Source organism: Methylobacterium sp. WL12, from assembly GCF_008039475.1.
Classification (GTDB): Bacteria; Pseudomonadota; Alphaproteobacteria; order Rhizobiales; family Beijerinckiaceae; genus Methylobacterium; species Methylobacterium cerastii.
Genome location: NZ_VRUW01000044.1, coordinates 16,174 through 39,463, shown reverse-complemented (window position 1 = coordinate 39,463; position 23,290 = coordinate 16,174). Strand labels below are relative to the sequence as shown.

The window sequence follows — 23,290 nt, the reverse complement described above, 5'->3', positions numbered from 1 at the left end:
CGCCGGTCTGCAGGCCGGTGAGGCTACCGGTGTTGAGGTGCGTGGCGACCCGCAAATGCCAGTCGGTGTTGAAGGCGTGCTCCAACCGGACCTGCAGGATCCCGGCCTCCGACACGGAATCGTCGCCCGGCTCGCCGAAGAAGCGTGAGCGCGGGACGAGGCCGAGGCGGTTGTTCACCGCGACGGTGCCGCGGTCGAAGGTCTGGCGGTTGCGCAGGTACTGCGCCTCGAACGTGATCTTGGTGTCGGGGGTGACCTGCCAGCTCACCACCGGCGCCAGGAGCACCCGGTCGCCGTCGACGAAATCTCGAAAGCTGTCCTGGCGGGCGAGCGCGCCGTTGAAGCGATAGAGCACGCTGCCGTCCTCGCTCAGCGCACCGCCGGCATCGACCGTGGTGCGGGCGGTGCCGAAGCTGCCGAACAGCGTGCCCATCTCGACGAAGGGGCGCGCTACGGGCTGCTTGGTGAGGATGTTGACGGTGCCCCCCGGATCGCTGCGTCCGTAGAGGGCTCCGGCCGGGCCCTTCAGGACCTCGATGGACTGGACGTTCTGGGTGTCGGGGGCGCCGTTGTAGCCGCGGGCGATGTTGAACCCATTCTGGAAAATGTCCTGGGTTGCGAAGCCGCGCACCGAGTACAGGGCGAGGTTCTGGGCGCCAAAATCGTTCTGTTTGCCGACCCCGGGCACGTAGTCGAGGGCGCGCTCGACCCGGGTCGCGGCGGTGTCGACCAGAACCTCCCGGGGCACCACGTCGACCTGCTGCGGCAGGTCGCGGCGCGGCGTCACCGTCTTGGTGCCGCTGTAGAGCTCGGGCACCCGGTAGGTCGGCATGGCGGTAAGGGTACCCTCGACCGAGAGCGCGTCGAGCACCACGGCGGTCTCGCCCGAGGGCGCCCCCTGGGCGGCGACGGCGGTGGGGCTCGCGCAGGACAGGGCCAGCACGGACAACAGCGGGATGGACGGTGAACGGGACACGTTGATGGGCCTCGGGCGACGGCAGTGGCACGTCACCGCGAACGAGGCCGAACCACGCGCAACGCGCATGCTTCTGCACCCGCCGGGGCACCCCGCCCAGCGTGTCTCGCGTGTGACCACGACTGACGGCAGGTCTCCTGGCTCGCGGGTCACTGCCCTTCACCGTCTTCCCGAGCGAGGTCGCTCAGTGACGTCGGTGGCGAAGGGCTCGCCGCTTACAGTTGCGGGGGCAGCCGCGGCGTTGGGGCTACCCCCGCACCGCGTTCCCTTTTGATCCTCCGGGGAGGAACCGTCACGGCCGAGCTAACATGCCGACGCCCATGCCCGTCAACGGACCAAGTGCAATGCACGAAGGGTTATGCCCTGCCGGCAACACTTGGGAAGGCGGATCGCGCACTCCGTCCGTCAGCTCAGGACCTCGACCTGCTCCGGCGGCAAGCTACGCCACCAAGCGTCCGGGGATTGGAAAACCTCGTAGGTGAACCGGAGGACCTCATCCGGCTGGCGATGCGACGGGTCCACCCGACCACGCTCCGCGTTGCGGGCTTTCAGGACCTCCCACGGCACGTCGAACACTTTCCACTCCACGGTGAGCCCGTGTCGGGCGACGATCCCAAGCTCGCGCTCGAACACGGGTCTGGTGAGATGTGTGTCCGCCATCACCACGCTGAAGCCGTTTGTCAGGGCGACATCAAGGGCTGCTTCCTTGACCCGGTGCAGGAGGTCCCGGGCCGCATCGTCAAGTGAGCCCTGCCTGAGTTCCCAGTAGACCTGCCGGTGCGGCGGCCAGAGTGTTTGCCGGAAGTCGTCGAGGGTGAGGTGGACCCAGCCGTCGAGAGGTCCGAAGCGGCGAGCGTAGGTCGTCTTCCCCGCGCCCGGGCAGCCGATCAGGCCGATCACCCTCTGGGGTGCCCCCGGACGATTCCTGCCGGCCACCGTCCGGGTCACGGTCAGGCTGTCGCCTCCGCATCCTCGTCGTCGCCTGCTGTGGCCTCAATGATCTCGCCCCGCAGGTAACGAGCCTGGGCCTCGGCGACCCGGCGTGCGCCCTGGGCGTGGCGGGTCGACACCGTGCCGCCGGGCGCCTCGGGCCCGCCGTGCTTGATCGCCACGAGTTCCGGATCACCCCAATGGTCGAGCATCTCCTGGAACGCTTCGTAGCGTCCGGCGTCGAAGACGATGCGTTCGCCCATCATGTCCTTGTAGGGGTGCGCCGGGTGCAGGCCGGCGCAGGGGACCCAACCCGCCGGGATCGGGGTCGTGGCGGCATGGGTCCGACCGCTGCGCAGGAGCTTCGGCAGTACGTGCGTGTGCGGACCTTCAGGACTGGTACCGCCGGACCCGGGGATCGGGGCATAGACCTCGACGCGTCCGACCCGCGCCAAGAACACCCGGTGCGGGCTCATGGCGACGAGGTGCGGCCCGATGGGGTTGGCGTGGTCGAACAACGGCATGCCGACGCCGGCCCGCAGCCGCTCGACGGCCTCCGGATCGCGCACCCGCACACAGGCATCCACGGCGAGCAGGCCGAGGCCGAGGTCGAACAGGATGCCGTCGCGATCCTCGACCCGGGCGGCGTTCCGGTCGGGCCCGAGTTCCGTCACCACGGTCCTCCGGTTCATCGTGCATGTCGCTTCCGGCAGGCAAAGCGCGACCGCGTGGTTCCAGCCCGAGGCCACCGCGGACTCGTAGGCGATTGGCCTCAGGTCGGAACTCGGGGTCAGGGCGATGGCCCCGCGCGCGGTCGCAAGTCCCAGGCGATCGTCAGGGAGGGCCAGGACAGGCTCGTCCGGATCGCGCATGAACTCGGCGATGGCACCAAAGCTGCCGAGGCTCCAGGCCGTGCCCGGATCGGCCAATGCCTCGCGCAGGAGGGCTACGACAGCATCAGGGCTGGTGGGGGAAGGCTGCATCGATGTCCTCCGTATGTGGCCCTGAACGGCTCCAGGGCAGGATATAGGCGGTTCCGTCCGGTCCGGCCCCACGGCACGCCGTGACACCGAACGCATCAGCGAGCAGCCGGTCCGTCAGGGCGACGTCCGGGCGTCCGTCGGCGACGAGGCGTCCCGCACCCAGAACCACGATCCGGTCGCAGAACCGTGCGGCGAGGGTCAAATCGTGCAGAACAGCGACGACGCCGGTGCCGGCCAGGGCCACGCTCCGCAACAGCGTCATGGCATCGAGCTGGTGGGCCGGGTCGAGGGCGGTGATCGGTTCGTCGGCCAACAACCACTCCGCTTCGACGGCGAGCGCCCGCGCCAGCAGCACGCGCATCCGCTCGCCCGTGGACAGGGTCGGTTCGGTCCGCTCGGCGAAGCGCGCGACATCGGTCCGTGCCATCGCTCGGTTTATTGCGGCATGATCGGCGCTATTGAGGCCACCGAACGCGCGTCGATGCGGCAGCCTGCCGAGGGCGACGAGGTCACGCACCTGCATCGGCCAACCGGCCCCCGCGCTCTGGAAAAGGACCGCGATGCGTTTGGCACGCACCTCGCGGGAGATGCCCTTGAGCGGCATACCGTCGAGATTTACGCGGCCCTTGGTCGGGGCGACCAAGCCCGCAAGGGTGCGCAGGAGGGTAGTCTTGCCAGCGCCGTTCGGACCGACCAGACCGACGAGGGCCCCGCGTTCCAGGGACAGGGTGACATCCGAGAGGATGGCACGGCCGCCGAGGCGGACATCGAGGGCTGCGGTCGCGAGGCTCATGCGCCGCGCCCTCGCTCACGCAGGAGGAGCACGATCAGGAACGGTGCCCCAACGAGCGCAGTCACCACACCCAGCTTGAGTTCCGGGCGCGTCGCCAGGAGACGAACGCCCAAGTCCGCCGCCAGCACCAGGGCGGCCCCAGCGAGGCCACTCGGCCACAGGCTGGCGCCGGGACGTGAGCCGATCAGAGGTCTTACAAGGTGCGGCACCACGAGGCCGACGAAGCCGATGGCGCCGCTGACGGCGACGCCGCTGCCCACGGCCAGCGCCGCGCCCGTCACGAGGCGCAGGCGCACCGAGACCAGATGGAAGCCGAGACTCGCGGCCGTGTCCTCGCCCAGTGTCAGGGCATCGAGCGCGCGGCCGGTGGACAGCATCAGGCCCCAGCCGACCGCCATCAACGGCAGGCAAAGCCAGACATGGTCCATGCTGCGGTCCGCGAGCGACCCCATCAGCCAGAACACGATCTCCAGGGCCGCGTAGGGATTGGGCGACAGGTTGAGCGCCAGCGCCGTCATGGCGCCGGCGAGGCTCGACAGGGCGACGCCGGCGAGGATCAATCCCAGGGTGGTGCCGCCTCTGGCGGCGACGAGGTTCAGGGCGAGCGCCGCCACCGCGGCGCCGGCGATCCCGCCGAGCGGGAGGGCCAGGCTAAGCGAGGCTGCGAAGCCGCCATAGAAAACCACCACGGCCCCAAGGGCCGCCGCGGAGGAGATGCCGAGGATGCCGGGATCAGCGAGCGGGTTGCGCAGGTAGCCCTGCATCGCCGCTCCGGTGAGCCCAAGGCTGAAGCCGACAAGGCTGCCGAGCAAGGCACGAGGTAGGCGCAGTTCCCAGAACACCAGCGCCGGGAGGGTCGCCCGTCCGGCGATGAGGTCGCTAGCCGCCGCTGGGACGTCGAAGGGGGCATACCCGACCGCGATGGACGCGACAGTCAGGACGAGCACAAGCAGGCCGAATATCCAGACGACCGCGCGGGGTCCGACGACCGCCCGGTCGACCCACATGGGAGGCGGGAGGGGAGCGTTCATCGTGCCGCTCGTTGGTGTGCCGCCGCAGCGAGCAAGGCCACGACCTCGGCGACCTGCGGACCTGGACAGCTCCAGAGCCGGTTCGGAATCGAGACGGTACGCCCCTGCCGGCGTAGCGCGTCGAGGACGGGATGATGCAGCAGTGCATCGGCCAGCGACGGCGCGCCGGGCTCCCCCTCGTCGAGGACGATGAGGTCGGCGCCGGCCAAGGCCGCCGCTTCCAGCGGGACCTGCCCGAACCGGTCGCGACCGAGTTCGGCGGCGACGTTGGCGAGGCCGGCGGCGCGGATCACCGCGTCGCCGAGGCTGCCGGGTGCCACCGTGAAGGCGTTCGGACGCATCACGAGGGCCCGCAAGGGTTTGGCCGCCGGCATCACCCGGGCCAGCCGCGCGTCGAGGTCCGCGACCATCGCCTCGCCGCGCGCCGGGTGCCCGAGGGCCGCGGCGACGGTCCGGATCTGGGCCCGCACCCCCTCGAAGTCGTTGGGTACGCCGAGTTCGAGAAGGGGGAAGCCGACGCGCTTGAGCAGGCCCACCGTGGTCCGTGTCGTGAAGGCGCCGGCAACGACGAGGTCGGGCCGGAGCGCGACGATCTCCTCCGAGAGGCCACGGGTCACCGCGATGCCGGTGGCCTCCCGCGCGACGGTGGAGCCGCGCGGGTCATGGGCCAGATACGTCACGGCGGTGACCTGGTCGCGGTTTGCGAGCCGCAGGACCAGCTCGTCGGCGCAGAGGTTCATCGAGACGACGTGGACCGGATGCGCCGGCTCGTCTGCCGCCCACCCCGCACCTGACAGACCAAGCCAGACCGCAATCGCTAGCGCAGCCAGCGTCAATCGCATCGACATCGCAATCCTCAGAACGTCGTCACGCGGACGCCGCCGTACACGGCGAGGCCCGGCCCGAGGAAGCCGGTGGGGTTCTCGTAGCGGCGGTCGAACAGGTTATCGATCCGGCCGAACACACTCACCGTCTCGTTCACGTCGTAGTTGACCGCGAGGTTGACCAGGGTGAAGCCCGGGTTCTTCAGACTCTGGATCGAGAAGTCTCGGTTTCCGTCTACGAAGTGGCCAAGCACGATCACCGTCCCGCTGAAGCTCAGGCCGGGGATCGGCGTCCACTGAGCGGTGGCGCTGCCCTTGTGGCGAGGCCGGCGCAGGAGCTCCTGGTTGGTGATCTCATTCTTGGTCACGGTGTTGGTGTAGTCGACCCGGCCCGAGAGCGTGTCGGTGAACCGGACCGCAACGAAGGCCTCGGCCCCGTAGGATTCGGCTCGCCCGACGTTCTCGTTCGAGGTGAAGCTGGCGTTGGTGGTGATCAGGTTCTTGAAGTCGTTGGCGTAATAGGTCGCGCCGACGAGAACGCGCTCGCCGAGCGGCTGTTCGAAGCCGGCATCGTAGCCGAGGCTCTCTTCCGGCTTGAGGTTGGGGTTGGCGAAGAAGTTGAACGCCGGGAAGCTCTGGAACAGCTGGCTCAGGGTCGGCGCCTTGAAGCCGGTGCCGACGCTGCCTTTGATCCGCGTGTCGGTGAACGGCAGGATGTAGCTCGGGGCGACGCGAAACGTGGTGGCCGGTCCGAAGGCGTCGTTCTCGTCGTGGCGGACGTTGGCGACGAAAGAGGCACGGTCGAATGGCGTCAGCTGTATCTCACCGTAGCCGGCGGTATTGCCGTTCCTGGCCCGCAGGTTGCCGGAACCGAACGGGTTCGGATCGGTGGTCGACAGGCTCTCGTCGTCACGCTGCGCGCCGAACAGAACGAGGTTGCCGGGCGAAAGCTGGTAGTCGCCGCGGTACTCGTACCGCGTGCGCTCGCCGAGGCCGGCGGTCGGGAGCGGGTTGAACGGGTCGTACGCGTTCTGGACCTGGCGGTTGTAGAGGTTCGAGTAGTTGATCGCGAAGACGTTGTGGAAACCGGCGAACGGCGTCCACTCGGCCTCGTTGCGAGTGAAGACTTGCTGCACGTCCGCCTGGCTGCGCAGGCCGCCCAGCGTCACCGGGAAGGTGCCGTAGTCGTCGCCGCTGAAGAGCAGCTTCGAGTTGATGAACCGCGTGATCGAGTTGATCCGGAACGTGTCGGTGAACTGGTAGCCGAACTTCGCCGAGACGGTCTCGTTGTCGTAGTAGTTCGGGCGGGTCGTCGCTCCTGGGGCGACGAGGTTGGGCGGCGTCACAGGCGTTGCGGCAGCCCGGAGATGCTGGATCGACACCGAGTAGTCGAAGCCGTTTTCCGACCCGCTGACCCGGCCGCTCTGGTTGAAGGTCCCGAACGAGCCGCCCTCGATCCGCGCGGTGGCCCTGGCCGGTCCCTCGCCACGCTTCGTCGTGAAGGAGATCGCGCCTCCGATGGCGTCGCTGCCGTAGAGGCCGCTCTGGGGACCCCTGAGCACCTCGATGCGGGAGAGGTCGTCGGTCAGGAGCTGCCCGAAGTCGAAGGAGCCGTTCGGGTTCGAAGGGTCGGTCGCGTCGATGCCGTCGATAAGCACCTTCACGTGGTTCGAGTTCGAGCCGCGGATGAACACCGAGGTCTGGCCCCCGGGTCCACCGGTCTGCACGACGTTGAGGCCCGGCACCTGCTGGAGGGCATCCGGGACGGTGCGGCGCTGCTGGGCCTCCAGCGTAGCGGCGGTGAGCACCGTCACGCTCGATCCGACCTGGTCGACGGGCGTCGGTACGCCGGTGGCGGAAACGGAAAGCTCGGAGAGCGTGACGGCCGCCTCGGCCCCGCGCGGGACGTCGGCGAAGGGGGCGGCGGTCTGCTGCGCGAGCACAGGACCGGGAAGGGAGGCGCAGGCGAGCGCGAGCGTGCGCAGGCACGCGGATCGGGAGGGGAAGGACACGGGACAAGCCTCGGGCGACGTCTGTGGCACGTCACCGCGAACGAGGCCCGGGCGCTTGCCTGCCGTTAGGACAGCCGAACGCCTCGACACCCATCAGGACACCCCGCCCGATGTGTTTCGCGTGTGACCACGACTGACGGCAGGTCTCCTGGCTCGCGGGTCACCGCCCTCTCATCGTCTTCCCAGGTGCCGAGGCACCCAGTGACGTGTTGATGATGGGCTCGCCGCTTACAGTTGCGGGGGCAGCCGCGGCTTCGGACCTGTCCTTTCGGACCTCATCCTCACCGCGTTCCCTTTTGATCCCCGAAGGGAACCGTCGGGCTTAAGCTAGGCTGTAACGCTTCCTTGCGTCAACATTCGGAAACAGGTTGTTCCAGCATGTGAGGTTTTAGACAAGCCGGGCGCTGGCTTGAGAGACTTCCGGAGACGATCACGGAACGTCCGCCGGTCTGACATCGATTCGGTCGAACTTGCCGAGGCGATAGATGAGGAACGACAGAAGCCACGCAGTCGCGAAAAGGCCCACGATGCCGAACCCGAGGACTCCGGAATTGTCGCTAATCGCGGCCAGCCGCTGCCAGAACCAGCCCTGAAGGTTGAGCTTGTCCGCCAGCAGGTTCAGCGCCTCTAGCGTTCCGATGACCAGCGCGACCGCCACCGAGACCAGGGTGATGGTGAGGTTGTAGAACAGCTTCCTGATGGGCTGGACGTAGGCCCAGCTGTAGGCGCCGAGCATCAGCACACCATCGGTTGCGTCGACAAGGGCCATTCCCGCGGTGAACAAGGCCGGGAAGACCAGGATCACCCAGAGGTCGGCACCCTTGCTCGCCTGAGAGGCCGACAGCCCGAAGAGGCTCACTTCCGTGGCGGTGTCGAAGCCGAGCGCGAAGAGCAGGCCCAGCGGGTACATGTGCCAGGAGCGCGTCACGAGGCGGAACAAGGGCCGTAGGATGCGGGCCAGAACGCCCTGGTTGGCGAGCAGCACGTCGAAGTCGGCTTCGACGTAACGGCTTGTGCGACGCATCTGGCGAAACGCGCGCCAAACGCCCGCGAGGACGACGAGGTTGACCAAGCCGATCAGGATCAGGAAAGCCGCGGAGACACCGGTTCCGATCAGGCCGCCGATTTCACGGTAGCCTTCCGAAGCCGTGATCAGGCTGGTCGCAGCAAGCGCCACCGCGGCGGCGGCGGCGACCACGACCGTGGAATGCCCCAGCGCGAACCAGAAGCCGACCAAGACCGGTCGTTGGCCCGCCTGCATCAGCTTACGGGTGACGTTATCTATTGCGGCGATGTGGTCGGGATCGACCGCATGGCGCAGCCCGAAGACGTAGGCCAGCAGCGCGGTCGAAAGCAGCGCAGGCTGCCCTGCGAACAGGCTGTAGGCCCAGAGCCAGACCGCGACATTGGCGGCAATCAAGACGAGGTAGAGCAGGCCGATACGCCGCCGCACGACGCGGGATGCGTTGCCGTTGGATAGGACGCTATTTTCCATGCAACCTCATCCACCCGAACCAAGCGCCCCGTGGCGGCGAGGCTCGGCCTTCCTGCTCATCCGCCCGTCAGGACGATGTGCCTTCGTGTCGACGCTCAATCGACGCAGAAGCCTCTGCGCGTCCGCCGATGTCCAGATCACCCCGCCGCGCGGTTTTCGCACGGCGCGGCGCGTCAACTCGGTTGCGACGGCCCGGGCGGTACGCCCCTGATCGTGGATGATGGCGTCAAGCAAAGGCTCGATGCCAGCGAGGTAGCGCTGCGACCGTGCCGTCGCGGCGCGACGCCCGGCATCGCCGCAGCGCTTTGAGCGAACGGCATCGACGGGGGACACCAACTTCACCGACATTCGCAGCTCCCGCGATACATCGTACGTGCCGGCGCCCAGCATCAGAATCGCCCGGCCAGCGTCAGTCGCACGGCAGTCGGCTCCACGGGGTGGAAGTGTTTGTCGGCGACGCCGTCCGCCCCTTCGCCGGGCAGGCGCGAGACGTAGTAGTAGGTGATCTGGTCCGACTTGGCGTTGGTGAGGTTCAATACGTCAAGCGACAGGCTCAAGCCGTTGTCGAAATTGTAGCCGACGCGGCCGTTGAGGAGCGCCGTCGGCTTCGAGCGCACGGAATTGTCCTCGATCAGCGGGCGCGGGCCGAAGTAGCGCAGCCGCATCGACCCGAACCAGCCGAGGCCCTCGCCGAAGGTGAACCCGGCCGACGCGATCGTGGTCGGCGCCTCGGGGATGCGGTTGCCGACTGTGTTCACGTCCGAGAAGCGGGCGTTGGTGACGGTGAGGTCGCCCTCCAGCTTCAGCCAGGGCGTCACCGCATAGCGGTTGGTCCACTCGACGCCGAAGCGGCGGCTCGGGCGGCTCGGCTCCGTGGTGCCGGTGTCGCCCTGGAACAGGTTCTCCGACGCGAAGTCGAGGCGGAACAGCGCGACCGCCGTCTCCAGCCCGGCGATGCTGCGGTTGCGGATGCCGACCTCGTACCCGGTCGAGGGCACCAGGAAGGGCGAGCGTGTCGTGTTGAACAGCGAACTCGTCGGGTCGATCGTCGCGGTGACGCCGCGCACGTCGTTCGAGTGGAAGCCGCCGCCGTAGTTCAGGTAGAGCTCGGTGTCGGCCCACGGCCCCAGCACCAGCCCGAGCTTCGGGTTGACGATGCCGTCCCGCGCCTTCCCGCTATTAGCCGCCGTATCGGAGACCACGTCGGCGTAGTAGGCGTCGGCGCGGAAGCCCACGCTGGTGCGCAGCCAGTCGGTCCAGCGCACGCGGTTGTCGTAGTAGAACGCTCCGCTCGCCTCCAGCACCCGGTCGTCGAGGACGCCGGAGCGGAACTGGCGGTTCGTGGTGTTGAACAGCCCGACCCGGATCGAATCGGTGCGGGTCTGCACGCCGACCTCGTTCTCCATCGGCAACCCGAACAGCGCGCCCTGGAAGACGTGGCTCACTTCGCCGCCCCCGAGGATGCGCTGGTCGAGCTGGTGGAACTGGTCGCCGGCGACCGGGTCGTTGAGGAAGTAGGTGAAGTCGTTGAACAGGTTGAGCTGCTGGCGGATCACGTAGGCCGAGGCCCGCGTGATGCCGGTGTCGTCGGTCATGCTCCAGCGGCCCGAGAGCGAGAAGCGCGACGAGTCTCCGCCGTCGGTGGGGTTCAGGGTGCCGAAACGGCCGATCAGGCCTTCCGAGACCGCACGTGAGGCGATCTGGTTGGTCGCGGTCCAGCGGCTGGCATAGGCCATGCCGGTAACCGAGAACCCGTCGAGCGCCGTGCCCTGGCTGTAGCGCACGACGCCGTTCACCTTGCGAAGCGCGTCCGGTACGTCCCAGGGGCCGTCGTAGACTTGCGCCTCGCCGGCCACCAGCAGGTTGCCCTGGCCGAGCGGCGCCGAGGCGATGGTCAGCGCCCGCGCGTAGCCGAAGGAGCCGAACGAGGTCAGCGCGACGGACTTCGCGACGGTGTCGAGGTAGTCGATCCGCACCGAGCCGGCCGAGGCGAAGTCGCCGTCGCGCACGAAGTACGGCCCCTTGTGGAACTCCACCGCGCCGACGAGCTCGGGGATCAGGAAGTTGATGTCGGCGTAGCCCTGGCCGTGGGCGTGGGTGCGCATGTTCACGGGCATCCCGTCGACGTCGATCGCGATGTCGGTGCCGTGGTCGAGGTTGAAGCCGCGCAGGAAGAACTGGTTGGCTTTGCCCTCGCCCGAGTGCTGCGTGACGATCAGGCCCGGCACCGACTCCAGCACCTCGCCCGGGCGGGTGATCGGGCGGCTGTTGATCTCGGCGCCTGAGATCGTCCCGGCGCTGGCCGAATTCACCGTACGCAGGGTGCCGCCGACGCCGGTGGTGCCGCCGACGTAGCCGGCGCTGGCTGCTGGCCCGGCACTGTTCGCGACCGGTGTGGTCGTCTCGGCCGTGACCGAGATCTCGTCGAGATTGGCCTCTGCGAGGTTCAGCGCCGGTTGCGATAGGGCCGCGTGCGACAGGATGCCGGCATAGGTGGCGAGCAGGATGGTGCGTAGGCTCGAAGAAAAGCGAATGGCGGACACGGGGCCTCGGGCGACGTCTGTGGCACGTCACCGCGAACGAGGCCTGGGCGCTTGCCTGCCGTTAGGACAGCCGAACGCCTCGACACCCACCAGGACACCCCGCCCGATGCGTTTCGCGTGTGACCACGACTGACGGCAGGTCTCCTGGCTCGCGGGTCACCGCCCTCTCATCGTCTTCCCAGGCCCGAGGACCCAGTGACGTGTTGATGATGGGCTCGCCGCTTACAGTTGCGGGGGCAGCCACGGCCTCGGGCCAAGGCCCTCACCGCGTTCCCTTTTGATCCTCCGGAAAGGAACCGTCGCTGTCACCATCGGATGCTCTGACAAGCCTCGTCAACGCCATGAACAAAATCGGCGGCTTGTGTGGCCTCGCTGTGACAGATGGGATCCGTGGCCTCGCTGTTTTCGAATGGCCACTTCCGGGGATTGAGCCAACTGCCGCCCCTTACCCTTCGAAGCCTCTCTGACAGTCGATTTTCGGCCTGAGGTTCTCTATCTTACCAACGATAGATGAGGCTGCCAATAACGGTCGCTGGCTGGTTGAAGTTGCAGAAGGCGAACGAACAGGTCGTGTAGCTCCGGTTGAAGATGTTGTAGCCGTTGATCTGCGCCCGGAAGCCCTTGTACTTCGGATCGAGCGCGGCGAAGTCGTAGGCAACGAGGGCGTCGTAGAGCGTCACGGCGGTATTGCGGACGGTGTTCTGATCATCCGCGTAGCTGGATCCGATGTAGCGAATGCCGCCGCCGAACTGCAGCCCACGCAGGGCTGAAGATAGCGGGAAGGCATAAGTCAGGAACGACGCGTAGGTATCGCTGGGGATGCCGGAGACGCGGTTCCCGTTGAGGGAGTCGCCGGTAAACGAGGTTGAGTTCACGAACCGGATGTCGACGTGCGTGTAGGCGATGGTCAGGTTCGTACCGGGCGCGAGATTGGCGGTCGCCTCGGCCTCGAAGCCCTTCGAGCGTACGGCGCCGCCAGCCGTCTGGAACGCAATGTTGCTCGCGTCAGGGATCAGGATGCTCGACTGGTTGATGTCGAACCCGGCGAACGCCGTCTGGATGTTGGTGCCGGGGATCAGGTACTTCACGCCCGCCTCGATCTGGTCGCCGGTGGCCGGCTTGAACGCTTGTCCGTTCCGATCCTGGCCGACCTGCGGGGTAAAGGTCGTGGCATAGCTCGCGTACGGAACGAGCCCGGGCGCCAGGACGTACCCGAGGCCGACGCGGCCGGTGAAGGCGCTGTTGTCCTGGCGTGAGACCGCGCTGTCGGGCGTCGCGTAGTTGTCCTGGAAGACCCAGTCGTGGCGCCCGTTTACGGTCAGGATGAAGTCGCCGAACTTGGCCTGGTCCTGCAGGTAGACGCCCACCTGATCCTGGGTCTGGCGCGAGGCGGCCCCGAGGGGCGGCGTCGCGATGAACTGCTGGCCGTAGTTGCGCGTGACGAGGTTGAGGTCCGGGGCTAGGCCGAAGCCGAGGCGCTGGCTGAGGCTGTACCGGGCGTAGTCGACGCCCCCGACCACGGTGTGGGCGACTGGGCCAGTGGCGAAGCGTGCTTCCAGCTGGTTGTCCAGCGTCTGCTGCACCAGACCCTCGCGGATATAGCCGGTGTCGCGCGTGCCGATCGTCCGCGCGTCGTTGATGTTGTTGATATCGACGTACTTCCCGCTAAGGAACAGTCCGTAGTGGCGAAAATTCTGGCGGAAGACGAGGTCGGGCGTGAAGAAATGCTCGAAGGCGTAGCCGACCCGATACTGGGTCTGATCGAGGCCGATGAAGCGTGGATCACCCTGGTAGAACTTGGATACTCGGAAGCCCGGGTCATTGTAGAAGAACGTCGCCGCCGGCGTGTTGGTGACCTGGAACTCACTCAGAAACGTGAATGTGGTATCGGCTGACGGCTTCCAGGTGAAGGCGGGCGCGATGTTGAGCTGGTCGTCGTTCGTGCCGAGACCGATGAAGGTGCCCGCCTCGCGGCGCACGCCGGTGAGGCGGTAGGCCATCGTGCCATCTGAACCCTCGATCGGACCGCCGACGTCGAAGTTGCCCTGGAAGCGTCCAAAGCTCCCGGCTTGGAACTGCACTTCTCCAAACGGTACGAAGACGGGCCGCTTGCTCGTGATATCGAGGATGCCGCCTGGCGAGCCTAGGCCATAGAGACCGGAGGCGGGGCCGCGCAGGATGGTGAGCGCCTCCGCGCCGTAAGGCTCGCTCTTCGGGTAGGCGAAGCCGCTGCCGATCACGCGCAGGCCGTCGCGGTAGATGCCCTGGTTGGTGAGCACGTCGAAGCCGCGGATGAAAACCTGGTCGAACCGTGGATCGAAGCCTGATCGAGAAGATATGGCGCCCGGGACGTAGTTGACCGCGTCGGTGAAGCTCTGAACGTTGCGGTCGTTGAGCTGCTCTCGGGTCACCACCGAGACCGACTGCGGGGCCTCGATCAGCGGGGTGTTGGTCTTGGTGGCGGCTGTGGAGACACGGGCCGTGTAGCCGGTGATCCCAGAAGGGCCGCCACCGCCGCCACTGGTGGCGGCCGTGCCAGCGTCACCAGCGCTGACGTTGAGGCCGCCGGAGCCGGCCGATGCCGCGACGGAAGCGCTGGGCCCCACTGCATCGACCGAGATCTCGTTGAGTTGAACCGTGCCATCTTGTGCCACCACGGGACCGACAAGGACGGTGGTGGTGAGAAGGACGGGAAGGAGCGAGAAGCGGTGGGACATGGATCACGCTGGCGCGCGCTCGGACTAGCGCAATACCAGTGTCATCGGCGGTCACGGATCGTTGAGCAAGCCGAAAACGTGTTATAGATCACACACTTACAACGGTTCAAATCTGAAGAAATTCTAAGCTACGGATTATTGAGCGCTCCATTTGCCATAGCAATGCGCACTTGTGCTCAGGCCATCAGCATTGCCCGGTCGTCGGACTGGGCCTGTCTGCCGGAACGGCCGGCAGCGGCCACGGGGAGGGTATGGCTGCCGTTTCGTTGCTCCAGCCGGTGCCGGCAACGAAAAAGGCCAGCCTCGCGGCTGGCCCTGATCGTTAGGTGAAGAAACCCGACCTTACTCGGCCGCGGTCATCTCGGCCGTGAAATGGCCGCACCAGTCGCTGGCGCCGACAACCGGCCACAGGCCTTTGGACTCCGGCGCCGGCTGGCTGACCGGCGGGTTAAACCGGCACAGGCCGGCATCCGCGGCCGCCGGGGCGCTGTTGCCCTTGTGCTCATCATAGAACTTGCAGCTGTCGCAGTGGGCGTTCGCCATGGTCATCATCCTCACGGGGCCGGCGGCCAACGACCGCCCTCAGTTGCGAATTAGAACAGATATAATCTGTGGGTCAACTGGCTGAGCTGGGCACGGTTCCCGGAAGCCTTTTGCAGACTGTGTGCGGCTTCTAGATAGGTTGAAAGCAACCTGAACGATATGTCTGAATTCCGACTGTTTCTCTGACATCAGAGCCGTCCGGTTTCGACCCTTTGGCGACCTTCGGAAGGTCCGCTTCTAGGCTGTTGAGGTAGAGGCCAACGTCCGGGTTGGGTGGATTTTTGTCGGTCCGCTTCCGAAAGACCGGGTCGCAAGAGCGGACGTTTGCTCGCGGAACGCGAGGGGCCACTTCACGCACACATCGGTCATTACGCCGAACGCAAATGCCTTTCTCGCATGGAGAGAAGCCGTCTCCGGCTCGGTCCGATGGTCGTCCGATCTCATTGCGCGCCCGTGGCGACGAGCCAGTCGACGAATGCCGCCAGGGTCGAGGTCTTGTCCGCATCGTTCGGCACGAGGGCCACGTAGCCGGGGCGCGGGACGACGATTTCCGGGAACGGGGCGACGAGCCGTCCGGCCGCCAGGTCGCCGGACAAGACGGGCAGGGGTCCGAGGCCGTAGCCGAGCCCGTCCGCCGTCGCCTGCAGAGCTACGAAGTAATGGTCGAACGTCCGGCGGCTGCCCGTATCAGGGGGAAGACCGGCGGCGGCGAGCCAGTCGCTCCAGTCGCCCGGGCGCGTCTCGCTCGACAGCAGAGTGGCGCCTTCGAGATCGTCCGGGGTGCGCAGGGGGCGGGCCGCGAGGAGGGACGGGCTTGCAACCAGCGTGTTGGCCTCCCGCAGGAAGGGGACCGCGCGGTAGGCGCCCCAGGGATGATGCGCCCCCGTTCCGATGCGCGGCTCGCGTCGGACCGCGAGGTCGAAGCCGCCGCGCAGGGCATTGTGCAAGGTCGTGGTGGTCGTGACGACGACCTCGGCCTCCGTCCGCGCCGCGTGGAAGCTGTCCAGGCGCGGGATCAACCAGCGCATCGCGAAGGTCGTGGGCGTGCTCACCCGCAGGGTCCGTGGCGCGAGGGGCCGGCCGCAAATCTCGGCCGCCGCGTCGAGTCTGTCGAAGGTGAGGCTGACCGCTTCCGCGAAGGCCCGGGCCGCGGGCGTCGGGACGACGTTGCGCCCGACCCGTACGAACAGGCGCTGGCCGAACCACGCCTCCAGCACGGCGACCTGACGGCTGACGGCCCCGTGGGTCAGCCCGAGTTCGGCCCCCGCGGCGGCGTGGCTGCCGGCCCGGGCGGCGACCTCGAAGACGCGCAGCGCGTGGAGGGGTGGAAGACGACGCATCGGACCTCTGGGCTGGCATCCGTGAGTTTAGCGCACGGGTAGCGTGAGTCGAACGACACTCATCGCCGGATTATCACGGGTGTAGCCGTCACCGTATTGGCTGCTGGCAGCCGTGGAAGGGTGATCGATGCCGACGACCATCGCGGGTTCCGACGAGGAGGCCATGGGCCCGACGGATGGGGCGGCCGACATCCGCGCGTCCCGGCGGACGCGCATCCTCGCCACGATCGGCGTCAACCACGCCCTGCACGATGGCTACACCGACCTGATCTACGTTCTACTGCCGGTCTGGCAGGCCGAGTTCGGCCTCGGCTACGTGGCGCTCGCCCTGGTGCGCTCGCTCTATGTCGGCGCGCTGGCCAGCCTTCAGATGCCCGCCACCGCACTCGCGCACGTGCTCGGCGCGCGAACCGTCCTCGTTCTCGGCACGCTGCTCGGCGCCGGCGGCTATGCGCTGGCTGGCGCCTCGGGTGGTCTCGTCGGCCTCTGCGTCGCCCTGGCGCTCTCCGGCGCGGGAAGCAGCACCCAGCATCCCCTCGCCTCGGCGGTGATCGCCCGGACCTATGGGACGAGGGCAAGGGGGCCACTCGGCACCTACAACTTCGCCGGCGATCTCGGAAAAGCGGCGTTGCCCGCGCTCGCCGGGCTTCTCCTCACCCACGCCGACTGGCGCTTCGTGCTCTGGCTCGCCGCCGGCCTCGGAGCCGTCGTCGCGGCCGGGGTCGCCACGCTGCTGCCCCGCGAGCCCATCCTGCGCGAGGAAGCGCGAGCGCGCCCACAAGTGGCCGAGCCCGGCGATCCTACGGTCGGCCGGACCGGCTTCGGACTCCTCGTGGCGGTCGGCATCCTCGACAACGCCGCCCGCCCGGCCTTTCTCGTCTACCTTCCGTTCCTGCTGCAGGAAAAGGGGGCGGCCCTCACCACGGTGGGCGTCGCGTTCGGCCTTGCCGCCGTCGGCGGTGCGCTGGGCAAGGCGATCTTCGGCCGGCTCGGGGACCGCTTCGGTGTGACACGCTGCGTGATCCTCTCCGAGGCGGGCACGGCGGCCGCAATCCTGCTCGTCATTGCGTCTCCGCTCACCCTCGCGCTCGCGGTACTGCCCGTCCTCGGCCTAATGCTGAATGGTACATCCTCCGTGCTCTACGGTACCGTGCCGGAACTCGCGCCGCACGGTCGGGTCGAGCACGCCTTCGCAGTCTTCTACACCTGGACGCTCGGCGGCAGCGCGCTCGCGACGCCCCTGCTCTACGGCCCGCTGGGCGATGCGGTTGGACCACGTTGGGCCGCCGTCGCGGCCGCCGCCACGGCCTTCGCCGTCGTCCCGATCATGCTCGTCCTGTCGCCGCACGTCGCGAGGAAACCATGACCCCAGTCCGACCCCTCCGAGGCCACGGATGGCGGCCGGCCGGATGCCCCTGCCGCGCGAAGACGGACGAGGTGCGCCCGTGATGCTGATCACCGGCGGCAGTCGTGGCATCGGCGCGGCGACTGCGCGTCTGGCGGCGCGCCTACGCCGCCGCCGCCGGATATTGTCGGTTTCTTTGTGCTTTCGCGGTTCGCATCGAACCACGTGACCTGACCGGATGGCGGCAAACCAGGCTAATCGAGAGGATCTGCTAAAGCCGCTGGAGTTGGGGATGAAGGGCGGACAGAAGCCAAGCGCGGAGGAGATCCTTGCCTTGAGCCGCGCGCTACACTCTCGCTCGATCCTGTCACGAGGAAGCGCCAGGGTTCTGGACCTGAGCCGTTCACTTAGATCTTTAGGGTCGGGGCACCAGCCGAGCATGAGGGGAAACGCCGTGTCGAAGACGCTCAGGAATGGGGCTCTTTCGCTTCTCATTCTGGCGCCCCTCCCGGCGGCGGCGCAGTCGGCCACCAACCTGACGGCTTTGCGCGGCCTCGCGCCCGTGAGTTTCCTGGCGGCCAGTCCGGAGGGGCGGGCCGCCCTCGACGCGAACCTCAAGGTCACGGGGGAGATCCAGTCCGGCGCAGCCCGGCAGCCACTTCTGCTGCCCCTGCCCAAGCAACGCTTGCTCGCCCTGCGCGACGCCTTCATCACGGACGGCAACGCGGCCGAGCTCGCCGACGGGCTTGGGAGTACGCTCGGTGCGGTCTACCAGGCCAAGGCCCGCTACGCGGACACCAAGACCTTCACGAACGTGACGCCGTCCGTGGCGGACCTGCTCGGCTACACCAACAACGTCGCCAAATCCGACTCCAATGCGGGCAAGTTTTTCTTCGCCAACGCCACGACGAACGGCAAGGCGCCCGTCTCGGATGCCGCGTCAGCCATCCTGAATGAGCGTGGGGGCGTTGCCGATGCGTTCGGCAAGGCTTACGGGCGCCCAGCCAGCAGCCAAGGCTCCAACGCCTATGGCAACGCGCGCCCGTTTCAGACTCTGCCGCAACTCTTCGCCCATCGCGGCGACGACTATTTCGGGAGGGGCTCCCACAGCCTGGACTGGCTGCACGGGCCGAACCAGAACTTGACCGACAGCCCCTCTTACCCGAGCGGCCACACGACCTACGGCTATACCGAGGCTCTGATCCTCGCGATTCTGGTGCCGGAGCGCTATCAGCAGATGATCGCGCGCGCCGCCGAGTACGGCAACAACCGCATCGTGCTGGGCGCTCACTACGCGATGGACGTGATCGGCGGTCGGGCGGTGGCCTTGCACGCGGTCGCCCACCTCCTCGCCAACGACCCCGCTTATGTGGGCCAGATCCGGAGGAACCCGGCGGTGGACAACGAGATGAGCCGCTCGACCAATGCGGCTGTGGCACTCCCCGACTACCGAGCCGCGCTCAACGCAGCCCGCGCTGACCTCTCCGCTTTCCTACGGGACGGCTGCGGTGACACGCTTGCCGCCTGTGCGGCGGCGGATACGGGGCGGTTCCGTGATCCCGCCGCCAACGAGGCCCTGTACGCAGCGACCCAGACCTACGGGCTGCCGGTGGTGCATTCTCAAAACGCCAGCGAACAAGCGGATGTTGGGCGCGTCGCTCCAGAGGCCGGGAACCTCCTGACCGCCGCGTTTCCGACCCTCAGCCTGGACGAGGCCAACGCGATCCTGACCCAGACGCAGGGCCCCGGCGGCGGCTTCCTGGACGACGGTTCAGCCTTTGGCGTTTACGCGCGGCTGAACCTTTACGCGGCGGCCGGCAAAGCGGCGGCCCTAGCGGCCAAACGGAGGGCGCCAGAAGCGGCGCGTTGAGGCGCGGCTCTCGAAGTCCAGCGTTGAGGCCTGCTCTTGGCAGTACCGCTCAGGCCATGCGCCCGTTCTCAAGGATGGCGACTTTTGTATAGGCGTCGCACCTATCTGGAAGCGCCGCCTTCGCATGTTTGGCTGTGCGATGCCCGCCCGGGATCTATCGAAGAACAATAGGCATATGCGACGGAGGCTATGATCGGCAATCTGGAGATCTTGAGCCGCTTGATGCTCGCCGCCATCCTCAGCGGCCTGATAGGGGTTGAGCGCGAGCGATTGCTCTGGGCTGCAGGCCTGCGAACGCACATGCTCGTCGGGGTCGGCGCCTGCCTCATCGTCATCGTTTCCGCCTTCGGCTTCAGCGATGCGCTTGGCACGCACAACGTCGTCCTCGATCCATCACGTATCGCAGCGCAGGTCGTCTCAGGCGTGGGGTTTCTCGGAGCTGGGACGATCCTTCTTCGCGGCGAGGTCGTCAAAGGGCTCACAACGGCAGCAAGTCTCTGGGCTGTCGCTGCCATCGGTCTCGCGGTCGGCAGCGGCCTGTACGCCGCCGGCATCGCAACGACCGTCATCCTCCTGGCGATCCTCGCCGGATTGAAACCCCTTCAGGAGCGCTACCATAATCGGCAGCGTGTCCAACCGCTGCGAGTGCTGGCCGAGCCGGGTGCGATCACGTTCGACACCCTGCAAGGGATCGCAGGACAGCGTGCCTCGCGCATCCGCCAGTTCGTCGTGCAGCGTGCCTCCGATCCGGCACAGGATGAGATCCTGATCTCGTTCGCGCGGCTGTCTCGTCAGTCGGTGGCGGAGATCGCTCAGGGACTACGAGCGCGCCCAGGTGTTGCCAGCGTCGAGAACGTCGAGGGTCATCTGTAGCCGTCCGATAGGCCGGCAGGCGCGCAACCACTCTCCATATGGCTCGTTGTCCGGCATCGTAGAAATGGAGACGGCTAATGAAGTTCGGGACGCTCGCACCGCTCGCCCTGGCCATGGTGCTGGGTTTCGCCGGTCCTGTCCTGGCCAAGGAGGACAAGCCTGGGGCGGACTGGATCCCTGCCGAGCAGGTCAAGCAGAAGCTGATGGACGCGGGCTACTCCAGCATCACCGAGCTGGAGGCCGATGACGGACACTGGGAAGGCGAAGGCCTGAAGAACGGCGTGAAGATGGAGTTCCACGTCGATCCCAAGACGGGCGCCATCACCAAGGAAAAGCCCGACAAGGACTGATGGACAAGGCCACGCCCACTTCTCCAGGAGAGGTCCAGACCGGCAAGAAAGGTAAGCGCACGGCGTACCTGATCGCCGTGCGCCACAAGCGGGAGGCGCCTCGCATCTACGCGGTGGTAGCCGCTTCCGCCGAGGCCGCGCTCGCGCAGCTGAACGGACTGACGACCGACGGCATGGGGATCGAAGTCGTCGGCGCTCTCTACCGGGACCTCATCCGACGCCTGGGCCTCAAGGCGGGTGAGTTGCGGCTCGTATGAGCATACCGCCGCTCCGTTTCGAGTGGCGAAAGAGCATGAACCATGATCAGGCGGTGGGACCAGCCCGCAACCTGTCTGCCGCCTTCGTGATGCAGCCGGTCCGAGGCCTCTGCATTAGCGGGCTGATGGGCTGCCCTGAGCCGCGACTTCTGCAGCGGCTTGCGCAAGATCCTGCTGAAAACGGGGATCGCGGAACAACCCCTCCGCGATGACGGCTGCAGTGATCTTCCCCGCTTCGAGATCGGACGGAAAGTGCGTTCCGGCGATCATGCGGTTGGCCCCGTAGGAGGCCGCGAAGGCAAACAGCGCTTGGCGCTTATCCGGCACGAGATGCGAGAGGACGGTGGCGGCGAGATATCCGAACGTGGCGTGACCGCTCGGGTAGGACGTGCTGGCGGAGCGGTGGCCGAACGTGGCGAGATCGGGCTTGAGCGTGTAGGGGCGTGGCCGGGCGATGGCGGCTTTGGCCGCCAGCACGGTCAGCTCGCCGTCCTGGAACACGCGCTCGATCAGCCCTGCGGTGACCGGCATCGTCGCTGCGGTGAAGCTCGGACCAAGAACACCGGAGAAGCGGTCGAGCGTGCACGGGAGGTTCGCCGTGATGCGTCGCTCATCCTCGGAGGTGCGGGCGCCGACGGCCGCCTCGACCGCCTGCATATCAGCCTTGGCCGGCTCCGAACCTGCTTCGGGCGGTGGGGGCAGGACACGTTGCAACACCATAGCCGCCGGGTCGACGTAGCTGCTGTGCAGCGTGTCGGCGGCCGCAGGCAGCGCGAGACATAGGAACACGGCGAACATCGCGGCCCGCCGGCGCCCTGTTCCAGAATTGTGATGTCTCACTGATCCTCCTTACGCTTTGCCCGGCAGCATCGCCCGAAACCACGCCGCCGGCCCGCCGCAAGGCGGCTCAGGGGCGGTCTCGGGCATCAGTACGATCAACACCGCGAGGGCGACCGCGGCGGCCGCGGCACAGGCGAGATAGGCTGCATCGAACCCCGCCTTCTGCACCAAGGTTCCGGCGATCACGAAGGACAGGGAAGCACCCGCGCCCTGCACCGTGCCGATCAGGCCGTGGGCGGCGTTGTAGCGGCCGGTCCCACGGGTGATGTCGGCCATCACCAGTGGCTTCATCGCGCTGAGCAGGCCGGCGCCGACGCCGTCGAGGCACTGGACAGCGATCAGCCAGAACGGGTCGCGCCAGGCAAGGTAGAGCAAGGCCCGCACGGGCAATGCAGCGAAGCCGATCACGAGGAGGGGCTTGCGCCCCCAGCGTTCGGCGCGACGGCCGACGATGAGCCCCATCGGCACCATCACCGCCTGCGCGCCGATGATGCAGACGGAGACGATGACGGACGACCAGTCCGGACGCGCCTCCCCGATCTGCTGCGCCACGAGGGTCAGGAGCGGCGCGTTGGCGAAATGGAACAGCCCCACGCATGCGGCGAAGACCATGAGCCGCCGGCTGGTCAGCAGCGACCGCCACCCTGCGGGAGCATGCTCCGTCTCGCCCTCTCCGCCACCTCGGGCCCGGCGCGCGTTGATCGCCCGACGCGGGATGGCGTAGAGGGCCGCCGCCGAGACGATTGCGCAGACCGGCACCAGGAGAAAGACTGCCCGGTCGGGGAACAGCCAACCGACGAGGCCGATCAACATGGCGATGGCGACGTTGCCGGTACGCTCCAAGGCGGCGTTGCGGCCGAAACGCCGAGCCAGCTTCCCGGCGGGGAACAGGCCGAGGGTAAGCGTCGCGATGGCCGGGCTTAGCATGCCGCCGACCGCCGCGAGAACGCAGGAAGCCACGAGCACGGGCCAGAAGTTTGGAAAGAGCGCGATCAGGAGGGTGGCCAGGGAGAGCGCGACCAGGGCACCGAGCAGGATCACGCGCTTGTCGCGCACCGCGTCGATCGCAGTCCCGATGGGCGTCTGCGCAACGATGCCGACGATGCCCGCCACCGTGCTCACCAGCCCGACCGAGGCGTCGTCCCAACCGCGATGCACGTAGAGGTAGACGTTGAGGTAGGGCTTGATCGCCCCGTTCACGTCGATCAGCAACAGGTTGAGCAGGTCGAGCGATCTCGGGACGGATTTCTTGCTGGGAGCCGGCAGCTCCCCGTTCTCATCAGTCAGGTCCTGCCCCACGCAATCGGCTCCTTTTCCTGCCAACCTAGGGCGTTTCAGGACTGAGCCGAAGGAGGCTGACCCTATTTGCGCATGACCGCTTAGCGGGATCGCTGGATCTTATGGGTATGACCGGACTGGGTCGGGACCCGTCCGTCCGCTAAACGACCGGGTTGGGTAGATTTCCGCCAGTCCGCTCTGGGGCGAGAAATACCGGAAGCGGACGCCGTTTCCGCGTTCGCCCGCGATCCGGAACGCACACGATAGCCGGGGCGCAAACATCGCGGCTA

20 protein-coding genes and 3 riboswitches are annotated in these 23,290 nt (G+C 67.4%); of the genes, 5 read left to right on the top strand and 15 right to left on the bottom strand.

The features are described from left to right. From FV226_RS16590 to FV226_RS16530, 13 genes are all read right to left on the bottom strand, one after another. A partial coding sequence (locus FV226_RS16590; RefSeq protein ID WP_348644114.1) for a TonB-dependent receptor plug domain-containing protein occupies positions 1 to 976 on the bottom strand: 976 nt, incomplete at its 3' end. 109 nt (positions 977 to 1,085) lie between these two features. Beyond that, positions 1,086 to 1,285: riboswitch (cobalamin riboswitch) on the bottom strand. Positions 1,286 to 1,381: 96 nt separating this feature from the next. After that, complete coding sequence (locus FV226_RS16585) at positions 1,382 to 1,876, bottom strand: AAA family ATPase (protein WP_147763766.1); 495 nt, start codon at positions 1,874 to 1,876, stop codon at positions 1,382 to 1,384. 50 nt (positions 1,877 to 1,926) lie between these two features. Beyond that, entirely contained in the window at positions 1,927 to 2,889 is a 963-nt protein-coding gene (locus FV226_RS16580; RefSeq protein WP_147763765.1) for a hypothetical protein, read from the bottom strand. Then, positions 2,864 to 3,682 carry an ABC transporter ATP-binding protein gene (locus tag FV226_RS16575; RefSeq protein ID WP_147763764.1) on the bottom strand — a complete coding sequence of 273 codons (819 nt, stop codon included), beginning with the start codon at positions 3,680 to 3,682 and terminating at the stop codon, positions 2,864 to 2,866. The genes FV226_RS16580 and FV226_RS16575 overlap by 26 nt, the downstream gene beginning before the upstream one ends. Further along, positions 3,679 to 4,713: an iron ABC transporter permease gene (locus FV226_RS16570; protein ID WP_147763763.1), complete on the bottom strand. Its 1,035-nt coding sequence runs from the start codon at positions 4,711 to 4,713 to the stop codon at positions 3,679 to 3,681. The genes FV226_RS16575 and FV226_RS16570 overlap by 4 nt, the downstream gene beginning before the upstream one ends. After that, positions 4,710 to 5,555 carry an ABC transporter substrate-binding protein gene (locus tag FV226_RS16565; RefSeq protein WP_187278783.1) on the bottom strand — a complete coding sequence of 282 codons (846 nt, stop codon included), beginning with the start codon at positions 5,553 to 5,555 and terminating at the stop codon, positions 4,710 to 4,712. Before FV226_RS16565 ends, FV226_RS16570 begins: the two co-directional genes overlap by 4 nt. 14 nt (positions 5,556 to 5,569) lie before the next feature. Beyond that, positions 5,570 to 7,549, bottom strand: coding sequence for a TonB-dependent receptor (locus FV226_RS16560; protein ID WP_147763761.1), 1,980 nt, complete (start codon positions 7,547 to 7,549; stop codon positions 5,570 to 5,572). 120 nt (positions 7,550 to 7,669) lie between these two features. Continuing rightward, a riboswitch (cobalamin riboswitch) is annotated at positions 7,670 to 7,882 on the bottom strand. 97 nt (positions 7,883 to 7,979) lie between these two features. Continuing rightward, complete coding sequence (locus FV226_RS16555; protein WP_147763760.1) at positions 7,980 to 9,044, bottom strand: HoxN/HupN/NixA family nickel/cobalt transporter; 1,065 nt, start codon at positions 9,042 to 9,044, stop codon at positions 7,980 to 7,982. Positions 9,045 to 9,050: 6 nt separating this feature from the next. Beyond that, positions 9,051 to 9,392: a hypothetical protein gene (locus FV226_RS16550; RefSeq protein WP_187278781.1), complete on the bottom strand. Its 342-nt coding sequence runs from the start codon at positions 9,390 to 9,392 to the stop codon at positions 9,051 to 9,053. A gap of 41 nt (positions 9,393 to 9,433) precedes the next feature. Beyond that, a complete protein-coding gene (locus FV226_RS16545) occupies positions 9,434 to 11,464 on the bottom strand; it encodes a TonB-dependent receptor (RefSeq protein ID WP_246691633.1) in 2,031 nt (676 codons plus the stop codon). Between the two features lie 239 nt (positions 11,465 to 11,703). Then, a riboswitch (cobalamin riboswitch) is annotated at positions 11,704 to 11,903 on the bottom strand. A gap of 181 nt (positions 11,904 to 12,084) precedes the next feature. After that, complete coding sequence (locus tag FV226_RS16540) at positions 12,085 to 14,304, bottom strand: TonB-dependent siderophore receptor (protein WP_147763759.1); 2,220 nt, start codon at positions 14,302 to 14,304, stop codon at positions 12,085 to 12,087. 342 nt (positions 14,305 to 14,646) lie between these two features. Continuing rightward, the gene (locus FV226_RS16535; protein WP_147763758.1) at positions 14,647 to 14,856 is read right to left on the bottom strand and encodes a hypothetical protein; all 210 of its coding nucleotides are present in this window, start codon (positions 14,854 to 14,856) and stop codon (positions 14,647 to 14,649) included. 431 nt (positions 14,857 to 15,287) lie between these two features. After that, positions 15,288 to 16,187, bottom strand: coding sequence for a LysR substrate-binding domain-containing protein (locus FV226_RS16530; protein WP_147763757.1), 900 nt, complete (start codon positions 16,185 to 16,187; stop codon positions 15,288 to 15,290). Between the two features lie 127 nt (positions 16,188 to 16,314). On the opposite strand from FV226_RS16530, the gene FV226_RS16525 reads away from it, so the two are divergent. The 5 genes from FV226_RS16525 (at position 16,315) to FV226_RS16505 (ending at position 20,882) form a co-directional block, all read left to right on the top strand. After that, the gene (locus FV226_RS16525; protein ID WP_246691632.1) at positions 16,315 to 17,553 is read left to right on the top strand and encodes an MFS transporter; all 1,239 of its coding nucleotides are present in this window, start codon (positions 16,315 to 16,317) and stop codon (positions 17,551 to 17,553) included. Positions 17,554 to 17,986: 433 nt separating this feature from the next. Beyond that, on the top strand, positions 17,987 to 19,402 hold the full coding sequence (locus tag FV226_RS16520; protein WP_246691631.1) for a phosphatase PAP2 family protein: 1,416 nt from the start codon (positions 17,987 to 17,989) through the stop codon (positions 19,400 to 19,402). A 189-nt stretch (positions 19,403 to 19,591) separates the two neighbouring features. Beyond that, positions 19,592 to 20,275 (top strand): MgtC/SapB family protein, encoded by a 684-nt coding sequence (locus FV226_RS16515; protein WP_147763756.1) that lies wholly within the window; start codon positions 19,592 to 19,594, stop codon positions 20,273 to 20,275. Between the two features lie 77 nt (positions 20,276 to 20,352). Next, positions 20,353 to 20,625: a PepSY domain-containing protein gene (locus FV226_RS16510; RefSeq protein ID WP_187277217.1), complete on the top strand. Its 273-nt coding sequence runs from the start codon at positions 20,353 to 20,355 to the stop codon at positions 20,623 to 20,625. Next, on the top strand, positions 20,625 to 20,882 hold the full coding sequence (locus FV226_RS16505) for a hypothetical protein (RefSeq protein WP_147763755.1): 258 nt from the start codon (positions 20,625 to 20,627) through the stop codon (positions 20,880 to 20,882). The genes FV226_RS16510 and FV226_RS16505 overlap by 1 nt, the downstream gene beginning before the upstream one ends. A 114-nt stretch (positions 20,883 to 20,996) precedes the next feature. On the opposite strand, the gene FV226_RS16500 is transcribed toward FV226_RS16505, so the two are convergent. Next, entirely contained in the window at positions 20,997 to 21,680 is a 684-nt protein-coding gene (locus FV226_RS16500; protein ID WP_246691630.1) for a phosphatase PAP2 family protein, read from the bottom strand. Between the two features lie 51 nt (positions 21,681 to 21,731). Next, a complete protein-coding gene (locus FV226_RS16495) occupies positions 21,732 to 23,021 on the bottom strand; it encodes an MFS transporter (RefSeq protein WP_147763753.1) in 1,290 nt (429 codons plus the stop codon). Between the last annotated feature and the right edge of the window lie 269 nt (positions 23,022 to 23,290).

What these genes read in the sequence shown, in the direction of transcription:
- FV226_RS16580 (WP_147763765.1), bottom strand. Translation starts at nt 2,889, where the DNA reads ATGCAGCCTTCCCCCACCAGCCCTGATGCTGTCGTAGCCCTCCTGCGC.
- FV226_RS16575 (WP_147763764.1), bottom strand. Translation starts at nt 3,682, where the DNA reads ATGAGCCTCGCGACCGCAGCCCTCGATGTCCGCCTCGGCGGCCGTGCC.
- FV226_RS16570 (WP_147763763.1), bottom strand. Translation starts at nt 4,713, where the DNA reads ATGAACGCTCCCCTCCCGCCTCCCATGTGGGTCGACCGGGCGGTCGTC.
- FV226_RS16565 (WP_187278783.1), bottom strand. Translation starts at nt 5,555, where the DNA reads ATGCGATTGACGCTGGCTGCGCTAGCGATTGCGGTCTGGCTTGGTCTG.
- FV226_RS16555 (WP_147763760.1), bottom strand. Translation starts at nt 9,044, where the DNA reads ATGGAAAATAGCGTCCTATCCAACGGCAACGCATCCCGCGTCGTGCGG.
- FV226_RS16550 (WP_187278781.1), bottom strand. Translation starts at nt 9,392, where the DNA reads ATGTCGGTGAAGTTGGTGTCCCCCGTCGATGCCGTTCGCTCAAAGCGC.
- FV226_RS16540 (WP_147763759.1), bottom strand. Translation starts at nt 14,304, where the DNA reads ATGTCCCACCGCTTCTCGCTCCTTCCCGTCCTTCTCACCACCACCGTC.
- FV226_RS16535 (WP_147763758.1), bottom strand. Translation starts at nt 14,856, where the DNA reads ATGATGACCATGGCGAACGCCCACTGCGACAGCTGCAAGTTCTATGAT.
- FV226_RS16530 (WP_147763757.1), bottom strand. Translation starts at nt 16,187, where the DNA reads ATGCGTCGTCTTCCACCCCTCCACGCGCTGCGCGTCTTCGAGGTCGCC.
- FV226_RS16525 (WP_246691632.1), top strand. Translation starts at nt 16,315, where the DNA reads ATGCCGACGACCATCGCGGGTTCCGACGAGGAGGCCATGGGCCCGACG.
- FV226_RS16515 (WP_147763756.1), top strand. Translation starts at nt 19,592, where the DNA reads ATGATCGGCAATCTGGAGATCTTGAGCCGCTTGATGCTCGCCGCCATC.
- FV226_RS16510 (WP_187277217.1), top strand. Translation starts at nt 20,353, where the DNA reads ATGAAGTTCGGGACGCTCGCACCGCTCGCCCTGGCCATGGTGCTGGGT.
- FV226_RS16505 (WP_147763755.1), top strand. Translation starts at nt 20,625, where the DNA reads ATGGACAAGGCCACGCCCACTTCTCCAGGAGAGGTCCAGACCGGCAAG.
- FV226_RS16500 (WP_246691630.1), bottom strand. Translation starts at nt 21,680, where the DNA reads ATGTTCGCCGTGTTCCTATGTCTCGCGCTGCCTGCGGCCGCCGACACG.